A 12,273-nucleotide genomic window follows, 5' to 3' on the forward strand; every position below is an offset into this window, starting at 1 on the left:
TCCACGGTGTAGATCCCCTAACCCTCCTGCGCGAACCCCAGGAGGAAAATAGGTGGACGACTTTTACGCCGCCCGCAGCCGGACTATCCCGCCGCTACCGTGGCCGGTTTTTGCACCGCCGCGCTCAGGTTCGACTGGCAGCAATTCTTACGGCCAAGCGGCTCGTGATGGTTTGGACGAGGATCACCTCGATCGTGAGCTGGCCGAATTCGAGGCTAAGCACGGCTATGAAAATTGAACTCCACGGCCTGCACAAGGTCAGGTCCAAGGGAAAGATCTACTATTACGCTTGGCGTGGCGGCCCTCGCCTACGCGGTGATCCCGGCACGCCTGAGTTCATTGCTTCTTACAACGAGGCCGTGGCCAGCCGTGCAACTCCAGACAAGAGCCGTTTCAAGTCGCTGGTCACGCTCTACCAAGCGTCTGACGACTACAAGAAGCTGGCGGACAGCACCAAGCGCAACTGGGGCCGCTGGCTCGATCGGATCGCTGAGCATTTCGGTGAGCTGAGCATCGCCCAGTTCAGCCGTGCCGAGCGCATCAGGCCCATCATCATCAAATGGCGTGCCACGTTTGCCGACAAGCCGAGAACAGCCGACTACGCCATGCAGGTGCTTTCGCGGGTATTGTCCTACGGCGTGGATCCGGTGGGCATGCTCGCCTCCAATCCTTGCGAGGGGATTAAGCGGGTCTACAGTGAATCGAGGGCGGAGATCATCTGGACGGATGCAGATATCGCTCACATCAAAATGACGTGCTCGCCCGAGATTGCGCACGCTATCGATCTGGCGGCGCACACCGGTTTACGTCTCGGCGATCTCCTCCATCTAAGTTGGTCGCGGATAGAAGAGGATGCCATCGTTATCACCACCGGTAAAAGCAGGCACAGGCGCGAGGCGATCATTCCGATCTACGATGAGCTCCGCGAGGTGCTCGAATGTATTCCCCAGCGTTCGCCGGTAGTTTTGACCAACAGCCGAAAACGGCCTTGGCGTGGCTTTAACGCCTCGTTCCGCAAAGCTAAGGAGCTAGCTTGGCCGGAGGGAAAGGACCTTCACTTTCATGACCTGCGCGGAACTGCCGCAACGAAATTCTACACCGCGGGGCTTTCTGAGCGCGAGATCGCCGAGGTCATGGGCTGGGAAGAGGAGAGCGTCTCGCGAATCATCCGGCGCTATGTCGGCCGGCAAGCGGCCATCAAAGAGCGCATCCTGAAGCTCAACAAGGCCAGACGGTGAACAGAAGCTGTAAAACTCGCTGTAAAACCGGTGTCGAGATGGAAGGCGAAAAAACCCACAAACCCTTGCGGGGCAAGCTGGAGCGGGTGAAGGGAATCGAACCCTCGTATTCAGCTTGGAAGGCTGCTGCTCTACCATTGAGCTACACCCGCATTGTGCAGCATCCTTACAGCAATTTCCGGCGGTGGTGGAAGGGGTTGGATTCGAACCAACGTAGGCTGAGCCAACGGATTTACAGTCCGTCCCCTTTAACCACTCGGGCACCCTTCCTACCATCCGGAGCCTGCTTTCGAGGCTGCGTGCCGAACCGGAACGACAGCCCCGGAAACAGCGAAGCGCCTTATGGAGGGCCGGCAAAATCCTGTCAACCGCGCCGGCTTCGATTTCGAAAGCAATTTCCAACTGCATCTCGCTGTGAAACCGGCTTGATCCCGGTTATAGGCGGGAAATGAGCGACGACAAGAAATCCGGCACCCCAAAGGACACCCACTACGCAAAGCTGCGGCGCGCGCATCGCGACCAGAAGGCCGGCGGCCCTGTGGAGCGTCCGCGCGTGGCGATCCCGGCAGGCGATGGCCCGGCGGACGGGCTGGTGCGGCTCTACGGCCTGCATACGGTGCGCGCCGCGCTCGACAATCCGCGCCGCAAGATCAAAACCATGCTGGTCACGCGCAACGCGCTGGAGCGGCTGGGTATTTCGGACATCGCCGCCCTGCCCTTCAAGGCGGAACTTGTCGAGCCGAAGGACATCGACAAGCTGACCGGCAGCGAGGCCGTGCATCAGGGCGTGATGATCGACGCGCTGCCGCTGAAACCAAAACCGCTGTCGGCGCTGGGAGAGACGAGGCTGGTCGTGGTGCTCGACCAGGTGACCGATCCGCACAATGTCGGCGCGGTGCTGCGCTCGGCGGTGGCTTTCGGCGCCGGCGCGCTGATCACCACATCGCGCCACAGCCCGACCGAAAGCGGCGTGCTGGCCAAGGCCGCATCCGGCGCGCTGGAGCATATCGACCTGATCGAGGTGAAGAACCTGGCCGCCGCACTCGACGAACTGCATGAAGCCGGCTTCCGCAGCATCGGGCTCGATTCGGAGGGACCCGCGGAATTGGAGGCAAGCTTTGCCGGCGAACGGATCGCGCTTGTGCTCGGCGCCGAAGGCAAGGGCCTGCGCCAGAAGACGCGCGAGACGGTGACCGCGCTGGCCCGGCTCGACATGCCTGGCGCCATCCGCTCGCTCAACGTGTCGAATGCGGCGGCGGTGGCGCTCTATGCGGCGCGGCGGTTTTTGGCGGTACGTTGACAGGAGTATGCAGGTCCGCCGGTGTCGGGACTTGTCGGCCAGCATATCACCCATAACTATTGACGGGGGCGGATGCGGGCACGCCATCCTGCGCTGAACTGCGCGGGTTCAGATCGATGAGTTCGGACATGCGACGGTTTTTCGGAATGTTGGTCATTGCCGGGTTCGCTATGAGCGTATTTACAGGCTGCCAGAACACTGCCGGCCAGCCCGGTTTCGTCCCGCCCAATTGCGGGTCTGTCGGCTCATCCTGCTCGGCGCACTGATGATCCTTTGCCGGGGCTGTTGCCCGCCGAACAGGCGTGGTGGTTAGGCCGGACAAGTTCGAGATACCGGCGCCGGCCGCTCGCTAGTCTTGAACGCGGCGGCGCCGCGTTGCGCGGTGCAGCTTTTTTGGCGGTCTGCCGAGACACGACAGTCCACTTCACTTGTATTTGAATTTTCAGTCGCATGACTGGTCTGCAACAATTGACTTCCGGCCAGCCATACCCGCAAGGGTTGTTTTCCGCGCCAATGGCCGCTGTGAGGACTTTCAGACATGCGAAAATTTCTTGGAATCGTTCTCCTGGCCGCCACCGCGCTTTCCACGCTGGCGGCCTGCCAGAATCTCGCGGGCGTCCCCGGTGTGCAACCGGCCAATTGCGCGGTGCCGGGGTCGTCGTGCTCCCGGGACGGTGGCGGTCGGTAGCGTGTCCGCGAGTTGACTAGGACCGAGAGGGGCGCCCTCCTCCCGTCAACGCATCCTGGCGGATTCGCATCGGGTCATCCCACATCGTGCCCGGCCATCCGCTCCAGCGCCCGCACCAAGGCCGAGTGATCCTCCTTCGCGCCGCCATTGGCCGCGCAGGAATTGAACAGTTGCTGCGTGGTCGAGGTGTTGGGTAGCGCCACACCCAAAGCTTTCGCGCCTTCCAGCGCGAGGTTCAGGTCCTTCTGATGGAGTTCGATGCGGAAGCCGGGCGCAAAAGTGCGCTTGACCATGCGCTCGCCATGCACTTCGAGGATTCGCGACGCCGCAAGCCCGCCCATCAGCGCCTGCCGCACTTTTGCCGGGTCGGCGCCGGCCTTCGAGGCGAACACCAGCGCCTCGGCGACGGCCTCGATGGTGAGCGCGACGACAATCTGGTTGGCGACCTTCGTCGTCTGGCCGACGCCGTTACCGCCGACCAGCGTTATGTTTTTTCCCATTTTTTCGAACACCGGCTTGGCCCGCTCGAATGCCGCTTCCGGACCGCCGACCATGATGGTCAGAGACGCCGCCTTGGCCCCGACCTCGCCGCCCGACACCGGCGCGTCGAGATAGTCGCAGCCCAGCGCGCCGATCCGTTCGGCGAATTTTTTCGTCTCGATCGGCGAGATCGAACTCATGTCGATGACGAGCTTTCCCCTGGAAAGCCCTTCGGCAACGCCGTTTTCCCCGAACAGCACCTCGGCAACCTGGGGGGTGTCGGGAACCATGGTGATGATGATGTCGGCCGCCTTCGCCACCGCCGCGTGGCCGGAAACGGTCTTCAGCCCCTTGGCCGCAAGCTCGGCCGGAGCCGGTTTCCTGTGGTCCGACGTGACGACCGAATAGCCGGCATCGAGCAGATGCCCCGCCATCGGCGCGCCCATGATGCCGAGGCCGATGAAGCCGATTGTTTGCATGAAAGTCTCCTTGAAAGTCTCGCTCCTTCGCACCCCCTCTGTCCTGTCGGACATTTCCCCCTTTGCGGGGGAGATGTCCGACAGGACAGAGGGGGGTGCGAAGGAGTGCTTTGCTTAAAATAGCTAGGCCGCCGCGCTGCCTTTTCCCGAAATCGCCTTGAACCACCCCAGCCCCGCTTCCGTCCCGGCCTTGGGTTTGTATTCGGCACCGATCCAGCCGGCGTAGCCAATGCGGTCCAGATGCTCATAGAGGTAAGGAAAATTGATCTCGCCCGTCCCCGGCTCGTGTCGGCCGGGATTGTCCGCAAGCTGGATATGCGCGATGCGGCCGAGATTGTTCTCGATGGTGCGGGCGAGATCCCCCTCCATGACCTGCATGTGGTAGATGTCGTATTGGAAATAGAGATTGTCCGAGCCGACGCGGTCGATGATCGCCAACGCCTGTGCCGAATTGGCCAGGAAGAAGCCGGGGATGTCGACCCTGGTGTTGATCGCCTCGATCAGCAGCTTTACGCCGGCCGCTTCGAAGCGCGGCGCGGCGTATTTCAGGTTTTCGACCAAGACATTTTCCAGAACGGCGGGGTCCACTCCGGCGGGCGCGATGCCGGCCAGGCAGTTAACCTGCGGGCAAGACAGCGTCCTGGCGTAGGCGATTGCCGTGTCAACGCCGCGCCGGAACTCGTCGATGCGGTCCGGCAGGCAGCCGATGCCGCGTTCGCCGCCCGCCCAGTTGCCGGCCGGCAGGTTGAACAGCACCTGCGCCAGCCCGTTCTTTTTCAGCCGCGCCGCGACGGTTTCGGGCGGATGGTCGTAGGGGCTGACATATTCCACACCGGTGAAGCCGGCGCGGGCGGCGGCGTCGAAGCGGTCGAGGAAATCAAGTTCGGTGAAGAGCATCGACAGGTTTGCGGAAAAGCGTGGCATCTTGGCCTCCAGGGCAGAATCCGGAAGCCGGCGCTTCCGGGTTGTCGTCAAACGGTGTTCAATCAAGCAGCGCGATCGCCGTCGGCGCATCCTCGTTGCGCTCGGCAAGCTGCTCGAACTCGACGATGGCGTCGATTTCGGTGCCCATCGAGACGTTGGTGACGCGCTCCAGGATGAACTCGACGACGACGGGAACCTGATGTTCGGCCACCAGCCGCCTTGCCTCCTTGAAGGCCGCCGCGCAATCCTCCGGCCGGCGGACGCGGATCGCCTTGCAGCCCATCGCCTCGGCGACAGCTATATGGTCGACACCGTAGCCGGGTTCGGCGCCCTCCCCGCGATTGATGTTCTCGAAGGCCAGGCTGACCTCGAAGTCCATCGAAAAACCGCGCTGCGCCTGACGGATGAGGCCGAGATAGGCGTTGTTCACGACGACGTGGATGTAGGGCAGCTTGTGCTGCGCGCCGACCGCCAGTTCCTCGATCATGAACTGGAAGTCATAGTCGCCTGACAGCGCGACGATCGTCGCGTCCGGATTGGCGGCGCGCACGCCGAGCGCCGCCGGCAGCGTCCAGCCAAGTGGGCCGGCCTGACCGCAATTGATCCAGTTGCGCGGCTTGTAGACGTGCAAAAACTGCGCGCCGGCGATCTGGCTGAGGCCGATGGTCGTGACATAGGTGGTGTCGCGGCCGAACGCCTTGTTCATCTCCTCGTAGACACGCTGCGGCTTCAGCGGCACCTCGGTGAAATGCGTCTTGCGCTTCAGCGTCTTCTTGCGCTGCTGGCATTCCTTGACCCAGCCCGACCAGTCGCGCAGTTTTCCCGTTGTCTTCCATTCGGTGGCGACGTCGAGCAGCGCCTTGAGCGCCGCGCCCGCATCGGACGCGATGCCGAGATCGGGCGCGAAAACCCGGCCGATCTGCGTCGGCTCGATGTCGATATGCACGAATTTCCGGCCTTCGCGATATTTGTCGACGGAGCCGGTGTGGCGATTGGCCCAGCGGTTGCCGACACCAAGCACAAAATCCGAGGCGAGCATGGTGGCGTTGCCGTAGCGGTGCGAGGTCTGGAGGCCGCACATGCCCGCCATCAGGCGGTGGTCGTCGGGAATCGTGCCCCAGCCCATCAGCGTCGGGATGACCGGAACGCCGGTGATTTCCGCGAATTCGATCAGCAGGTCGGACGCATCGGCGTTGACGATGCCACCGCCGGCGACGATCAGCGGCTTTTCCGCCGCGTTGAGCATCGCCAGAACCTTTTCGGCCTGGCGGCGCGTCATCGACGGTTTGGCGACGGCCAACGGCTCATAGGCATCGATGTCGAACTCGATCTCGGCAAGCTGGACATCGATCGGCAGGTCGACCAGGACCGGCCCGGGACGCCCCGAGCGCATCAGGTAAAACGCCTTCTGCAAGGTCATCGGCACCAGATAGGGCTCCATCACGGTAACCGCCCATTTGGCGACGGGTGCCGCAATCGCGGCGATGTCGACGGCCTGGAAATCCTCCTTGGTCAGTCGGGCGCGCGGCGCCTGGCCGGTGATGCAGAGGATCGGGATCGAATCCGCCGACGCGGAATAGAGCCCGGTGATCATGTCGGTGCCGGCCGGGCCGGAGGTGCCGACGCAAAGCCCGATATTACCGGCTTTCGCGCGGGTAAAACCCTCGGCCATGTGCGAGGCCGCCTCGACATGGCGCGCCAGGACGTGGCGGATCGAGCCGCGCGCCCGCATCGCCGAATAGAAGGGATTGATCGCCGCGCCCGGCACGCCGAAGGCACAGGAGACGCCTTCTTTTTCAAGGACGAGAACCGCGGCATCGACAGCGCGCATTTTCGGCATGGCCGGCCCCTTTGATCATGATTGTCGTGATGCCGGATAATGACTCGACTAAAGCCATTTTTCAATTTTTTCAGAATATTTTTTCATTTCTGTAGAAGGATATTTAGTGTTTGATTTTATGGACAAATCCGTTTTCCAGATTTTCCTCTTTCCAAAATCCGGAAAAGTTTTTTATTATGTGAAAATGCAGAGTCCTGAAAAACGCCAACGCGGCCGGCCGCGTGCCTTCAATGCCTCGCCCGATGCCAACGCGGTGCAGTCGCTCGACAGGGCGCTGAAAATCCTCGCCATCGTCGCCGAGGCGGACGGCATGTCGCTCAGCGAGATCGCCGAACGCTCCGGCATCGCGGCATCCACCACTTACCGGATGCTGACCACGCTGGAAACGCACGGCATGGTCGAGTTCGAAAAATCCGAGCAGCTATGGTCGGTCGGCGTCGCGACCTACCGCATGGGCGCGGCCTTTCTGCGCCGCCGGAAGCTGGCGGACCGGGCGCGCACCGTCATGCAGGACCTGATGGAGAAGACCGGCGAGACCGCGAATCTCGGCTTGGCGGAAGAAGATTGCGTCGTGTTCATCAGCCAGGTCGAGACGCACCAGGCAATCCGCGCCTTCTTCCGTCCGGGCACGCGCAGCCCATTCCACGCCAGCGGCATCGGCAAGGCGGTGCTTGCAAACCTGCCTGCCGAGCGTGTCACGCAAATCATCCGCCGCACCGGGCTGGAAGCTTTTACCGGCAAAACGCTGGCCGACGCCCCTGCCCTCGTCCGCGACCTCGGCGAGATCAGGGGGCGCGGCTGGTCGGTCGACGACGAAGAGCGCTATCCCGGCATGCGCTGCGTGGCTTCCGCCATCTTCAACGAGTTCGGCGAGCCGATCGGCGGCATCTCGGTGTCGGGTCCGACGGCGCGCGTGACGCCGGAGCGGGTTGCGGAACTGGGGCCAATAATACGCGAGGCGGCAGCCGAGATCACAGGGATGATCGGGGGGCGGGTGGCAGCAGTTTAGCTCACGTCGGCGGAGGCCCGGCCTCGTATTGCGGCAGGCCGTCGTCGATGGTCACCCAGGGCTGCTTCGACGCGGTAAAAATGTGCATTTCCGGCTCGAACAGCGACGGGTCGTCGAGCGAGCCGGTTGTCAGCCCCATGATCCCGGCAGCGTCGCGGCGCGAGAAGATCGTCGTGCCGCAGCTTGGGCAGAAACCGCGCTTCAGGTCCGGCGAGGAATGTACGGTCGCCACCATGCCGTCGAAGGTCACGTCGTCGATGCGGAACAGGATTCGCGCGTTGAAGGCCGCGCCGATGGCCCGCTGGCAGAGCCGGCAATGGCAGATGCGCTGGTTGATGGGTTGTGCGTCGGCATGGTAGCGCACTGATCCGCAAAGGCACCCGCCTTGATATTTCGCCGCCATTCCGACTCCCGATGCCGCAAAGCACGTCGGAGCGGCGTTGCCGCTCCGAGGATTTGCTTAGGGATAGAATGTCCGGCGGAAAACGCCAAGGCCGCGCGTCCACCGGAACGCGCGGTCTCTTGCCTGGATACGGCTTTATTGTCCGGCGGCCTTCACCACATCGTCCCAGCTCTTCACCGCCGTCTGGCCATCGAGGAAGGGCAGCACCGTTGTCGTCAGTTCCGGCGCGAAGAACATGTCGTAGTGGGTGCGGTTGGGGATGATCGCCAGTCGGTTCTGCGAAAGGTTTTCGCGCATCCAGCCGGCATCCTTCAGGCCGCCGCCGAGCAACTGGTAGAATTTTACGATGTGCTCGGGCCGGTACATGTCGCTGTCGCCGAACACCAGCATGACCGGCATCTTCAGCGTCGCCACGTCGGCCGAATAGTCGTAGTCACGGCGCATGAGGCTGCCCATCGCATCAAGCAGTCTTGGAAAATCCTCCGGCTTCGGCGCGACCGCGACATAGGACTTGTACATCGGCGTGTCCTTCATGAAGTCGGCCATTGCGGCGCCGACCTGCGCCTGCTGGGCAAGAATGTCGGGATAAAAACCGTCCCGCGCATAGCCGGCCGAAACCAGTGCCAGCCGGCGCACCGCCTCCGGATGCTGCACGGCGAAGCGGAAGCCGACGCCGCCGCCGAAGGAATAACCGAGCACGTCGACCTTGTCGTAACCGAGCGCCTTGACGATGGCCGCCATGTCGTCGCCCATCGCCTCCAGGCTGATCGGCCTGTCGCCCAGCGCGGTGCGGCCGTGGCCCTGCAGGTCGACGCCGATCATGGTGCGGTTTTCAGTGAGTTGCGGCATGATCGGTGCGAACATGCCGGTCGAGCCGAGCCCGCCATGCAGGAGCAGCAGCGGTTCGCCCTGCCCTTGGATTTCGTAATAGTAGTTGATGCCGCCAGCCTCGATGTGCCCGCTTTTGGCCGGCGCGGCGGCGCTGGCGGGCTCCGAAGCCTTGGTTTCCTCGGCCAAAGCAAGAGCCGGCATGGCAAGCACGGCCGTGGCAGCGGTGAAAAGCGTGACGAGCGCGGATTTCAGCATTGTGAGGTCTCCGGTGGGCGACGCTTTCGATGAAGCGCCGTTCGATGCCCCGAGGACGTTGGCGGCAGGCAGGCCCCGACATGGCCGAATGGAAAATTTTCAAAACGTTTTGGCAAGACGGCGCCCGCGTATCCGCATCCTTGACGTCAGTGGCGTTTCGCCTGGACCAGGTAGGCGTCGATCGTCGTCTCGCCCAGCCATTTGGCGGCTTCCAGCCGGTGCAAGCCCTCGACCAAAACGTGGCGGTCCCCGTCGACGCGCACTTGGATCGGCAGTTTCATGCCGTTTTCGAGGATGTCCTCGGCAAGCAGCCGGACCGTCTCCGGATGCAGCGTTTTGCGCCGGGCCGTCGGCACGTAGATGTTGTCGATGGCGATCTTGTGGATTCGAAGCATCTTCGCCCTTTCCGCGCGGCAGCCGTGCCGCGCCTGCCATGGATAGGCGTTTTGGCGAGACAATGCACCTGCAGCCGGTGAACCGTACAGGCTTATCAGCCGGCAGTGAGAACCGGCCACGAAAAGGGAAGCCGACCGTGTTTCAAAGAAAAGCCGGCGCGGCGCCTTTCGGCAGCCTGCGCCGGCCAGCCAGCCCTGGGAGGGCTCAGATGTTTTTCGCACTCATCTCCTGCGCGATATAGTCGGCCTGGCGGATGGCCAGCGTGACGATGGTGAGCGTCGGGTTCTCGGCCCCGCCAGTGGTGAACTGGCTGCCGTCCGACACGAACAGGTTCTTGATGTCGTGCGCCTGCCCGAACTTGTTGACGACGCCGTCGCTCGCTTTCTCGCTCATCCGGTTGGTGCCGAGATTGTGGGTCGATGGATAGGGCGGTGTCGGGAAGGTGCGGGTGGCGCCGACCGCGTCGTAGAGCGCGGAACCCTGGCGGTAGGCGTGGTTGCGCATGGCTTCGTCGTTGGGATGATCGGTGAAGCTGACATGGGCGACCGGCATTCCTGCCGCATCCTTGCTGGTTGGGTCGAGCGTCACCGCGTTGATGTCGCGCGGCATGTCCTCGCCGACGATCCACATTCCCGCCATGTGGTCGTAGTGGTCGAGCGCGGTGGTGAAGGAGCGGCCCCAGGCGCCCGGGTCGAGGAAGGCGGCCATGAAGGGAACGCCGAGCGCCAGCGTCTCCATCTCGTAGCCGCCTGAGAAGCCGCGCGAGGTGTCGTGTTTCGCCTCGTCGCGGATGATGCCGGCCATGGTCGTGCCGCGATAGAAATGCACAGGCTTGTCGAAGATTGCATAGACCGAGCCGGTGGTGTGGCGCATGTAGTTCTTGCCCACCTGCCCCGACGAATTGGCGAGCCCGTTCGGAAACATCGTCGAGGCCGAGTTGAGAAGAAGCCGCGGGCTTTCGATCGAATTGCCGGCCACCGCGACGATACGCGCCTTCTGGGTGCTGAGCTTGCCGTCCTTGTCGGCGTAGGTCACGCCGGTCACCTTGCCCGTGGCGTCGTGCTCGATCTTGACCGCCTGCGCATTCGGCCGCACCTCCAACTTCCCGGTCGCCTCGCCCTTCGGGATTTCGGTATAGAGGGTCGACCATTTGGCGCCCCATTTGCAGCCCTGGAAGCAGAAGCCAGTCTGCTGGCAGCCCATGCGGCCGTCGCGCTCGGCCGAATTGATGGCCATGTTGCCGGTGTGGCATTCCTTGTAGCCCAGCTTGTCGGCGCCGGCTTTCAGGATTTTGAAGTTGTTGTTGCCGGGCAGGCCCTCGATGCCGTTGGTACGGGTCACGCCCATTTTGTCCTCGGCCTTGGCGTAATAGGGTTCGAGGTCGGCGAGCGAGATCGGCCAGTCGAGAAGACTGGTGCCCTCGATCTTGCCGTAGTGCGTCAGCGTCTTGAACTCGTGCTCCTGGAAGCGCAGCGACGCGCCGGCCCAGTGCGTGGTCGAGCCGCCAACCGCCTTGACGATCCAGGCAGGCAGGTTGGGGAAATTTTTCGCCACCCGCCAGGTGCCGCCGGTGGTGCGGAGGTCTTTCCAGGCCAATTGGCCGAAGGACTCCCATTCGTCGTTGACGAACTCGTCATATTCGACGCGCGGTCCGGCTTCGAGGATGACGGTGTCGATGCCCTTCTGGGCGAGTTCGTTGCCAAGCGTGCCGCCGCCGGCGCCCGAACCGATGATGACGACAACGCTGTCGTCGTTGAGATCATAGGGTGCAGCCATGGTTTCCTCCCAAAGGCTTTGAATTCACTGGTTTCGACGGGATGGATCGAGTGACGGTCAGAGCCACTCGATGTCGTTGAAACCGCGCGCGACGTATCCGCCCTTGGAGTAGGATTCGCCTTCGTAGCCAAAGATCGGCCATACCTCCTTCTGGTTGTAGAGGCCGACCACCAGCCCGCCGCGGATCGCCTGGAAGAACGGCGTGTCCTCGACCTGGCGCAGCACGGCGACGCGCTCCTCTTCCCAGCCGAGGCCGCGATAACCTCCGGCGCCGGAGCGCTGGTCGAGATCGGCGACGCCTTTCTCGATGAGGTCCTTGTGTGTAGGGTCCTTGGCGGCTGCCTCATCATGGCTCTTGACGGCGATGGCGTAATATTTGTCCGGCACCTGGTCGTGCGGATAGACGTCGCGCGCCATCTGGATCAGCGTCGCCATGGTTTCCGGCTTCAGCGCCGTCGTCTCCAAGCCCCAGGCATTCCGCGGGCTGATGACTGCCGTGCCGCTGATGACGAGCAGGGCGCCGGCCGCCCCTCCCCGCTTCAGCAGATCGCGGCGCGAAATGCCGGGCCGCCTGTCATAGATCGTAACCATTCCTACCTCCCTTGCTTGCTGTCGGCGCCAATGGCGCCCTTGCTGGCTGGCGGGCGTTCCCTC

11 protein-coding genes and 2 tRNA genes are annotated in these 12,273 nt (G+C 63.1%); 3 read left to right on the forward strand and 10 right to left on the reverse strand.

All coding sequences use genetic code 11. The annotated features are described in order from the left end of the window. Positions 1 to 227 precede the first annotated feature (227 nt). Positions 228 to 1,238 carry a tyrosine-type recombinase/integrase gene (locus ACH196_RS31590; protein ID WP_396650842.1) on the forward strand — a complete coding sequence of 337 codons (1,011 nt, stop codon included), beginning with the start codon at positions 228 to 230 and terminating at the stop codon, positions 1,236 to 1,238. A gap of 78 nt (positions 1,239 to 1,316) precedes the next feature. Here ACH196_RS31590 and ACH196_RS31595 read toward each other — a convergent pair. Together ACH196_RS31595 and ACH196_RS31600 are read right to left on the reverse strand one after the other, a co-directional pair. Next, positions 1,317 to 1,390 (reverse strand) — tRNA-Gly (locus ACH196_RS31595). 33 nt (positions 1,391 to 1,423) lie between these two features. Then, positions 1,424 to 1,508, reverse strand: a tRNA-Tyr gene (locus tag ACH196_RS31600). A 178-nt stretch (positions 1,509 to 1,686) separates the two neighbouring features. On the opposite strand from ACH196_RS31600, the gene ACH196_RS31605 reads away from it, so the two are divergent. Further along, positions 1,687 to 2,538 (forward strand): TrmH family RNA methyltransferase, encoded by an 852-nt coding sequence (locus tag ACH196_RS31605; protein WP_396650817.1) that lies wholly within the window; start codon positions 1,687 to 1,689, stop codon positions 2,536 to 2,538. Between the two features lie 762 nt (positions 2,539 to 3,300). Here ACH196_RS31605 and ACH196_RS31610 read toward each other — a convergent pair. From ACH196_RS31610 to gcl, 3 genes are all read right to left on the reverse strand, one after another. Further along, complete coding sequence (locus tag ACH196_RS31610) at positions 3,301 to 4,239, reverse strand: 2-hydroxy-3-oxopropionate reductase (protein ID WP_396650818.1); 939 nt, start codon at positions 4,237 to 4,239, stop codon at positions 3,301 to 3,303. 69 nt (positions 4,240 to 4,308) lie between these two features. Further along, positions 4,309 to 5,109 carry a hydroxypyruvate isomerase gene (gene hyi / locus ACH196_RS31615; protein WP_396650819.1) on the reverse strand — a complete coding sequence of 267 codons (801 nt, stop codon included), beginning with the start codon at positions 5,107 to 5,109 and terminating at the stop codon, positions 4,309 to 4,311. Positions 5,110 to 5,167: 58 nt separating this feature from the next. Then, a complete protein-coding gene (gcl, locus tag ACH196_RS31620) occupies positions 5,168 to 6,949 on the reverse strand; it encodes a glyoxylate carboligase (protein WP_396650820.1) in 1,782 nt (593 codons plus the stop codon). Between the two features lie 184 nt (positions 6,950 to 7,133). On the opposite strand from gcl, the gene bhcR reads away from it, so the two are divergent. Further along, complete coding sequence (bhcR, locus tag ACH196_RS31625) at positions 7,134 to 7,958, forward strand: HTH-type transcriptional regulator BhcR (RefSeq protein WP_396650843.1); 825 nt, start codon at positions 7,134 to 7,136, stop codon at positions 7,956 to 7,958. A 1-nt stretch (position 7,959) separates the two neighbouring features. Here bhcR and ACH196_RS31630 read toward each other — a convergent pair whose 3' ends face one another. From ACH196_RS31630 to ACH196_RS31650, 5 genes are all read right to left on the reverse strand, one after another. Continuing rightward, positions 7,960 to 8,361 (reverse strand): GFA family protein, encoded by a 402-nt coding sequence (locus tag ACH196_RS31630; protein WP_396650821.1) that lies wholly within the window; start codon positions 8,359 to 8,361, stop codon positions 7,960 to 7,962. Between the two features lie 135 nt (positions 8,362 to 8,496). Continuing rightward, the gene (locus ACH196_RS31635) at positions 8,497 to 9,447 is read right to left on the reverse strand and encodes an alpha/beta fold hydrolase (protein ID WP_396650822.1); all 951 of its coding nucleotides are present in this window, start codon (positions 9,445 to 9,447) and stop codon (positions 8,497 to 8,499) included. Positions 9,448 to 9,593: 146 nt separating this feature from the next. Further along, a complete protein-coding gene (locus ACH196_RS31640; protein ID WP_396650823.1) occupies positions 9,594 to 9,842 on the reverse strand; it encodes a ParB N-terminal domain-containing protein in 249 nt (82 codons plus the stop codon). Positions 9,843 to 10,047: 205 nt separating this feature from the next. Continuing rightward, positions 10,048 to 11,619 (reverse strand): GMC family oxidoreductase, encoded by a 1,572-nt coding sequence (locus tag ACH196_RS31645; protein ID WP_396650824.1) that lies wholly within the window; start codon positions 11,617 to 11,619, stop codon positions 10,048 to 10,050. A 57-nt stretch (positions 11,620 to 11,676) separates the two neighbouring features. Further along, positions 11,677 to 12,210 (reverse strand): twin-arginine translocation signal domain-containing protein, encoded by a 534-nt coding sequence (locus tag ACH196_RS31650; protein WP_396650825.1) that lies wholly within the window; start codon positions 12,208 to 12,210, stop codon positions 11,677 to 11,679. Between the last annotated feature and the right edge of the window lie 63 nt (positions 12,211 to 12,273).

Source organism: Mesorhizobium sp. IMUNJ 23232 (assembly GCF_044326205.1).
In the GTDB taxonomy this organism is placed as follows: Bacteria; Pseudomonadota; Alphaproteobacteria; order Rhizobiales; family Rhizobiaceae; genus Kumtagia.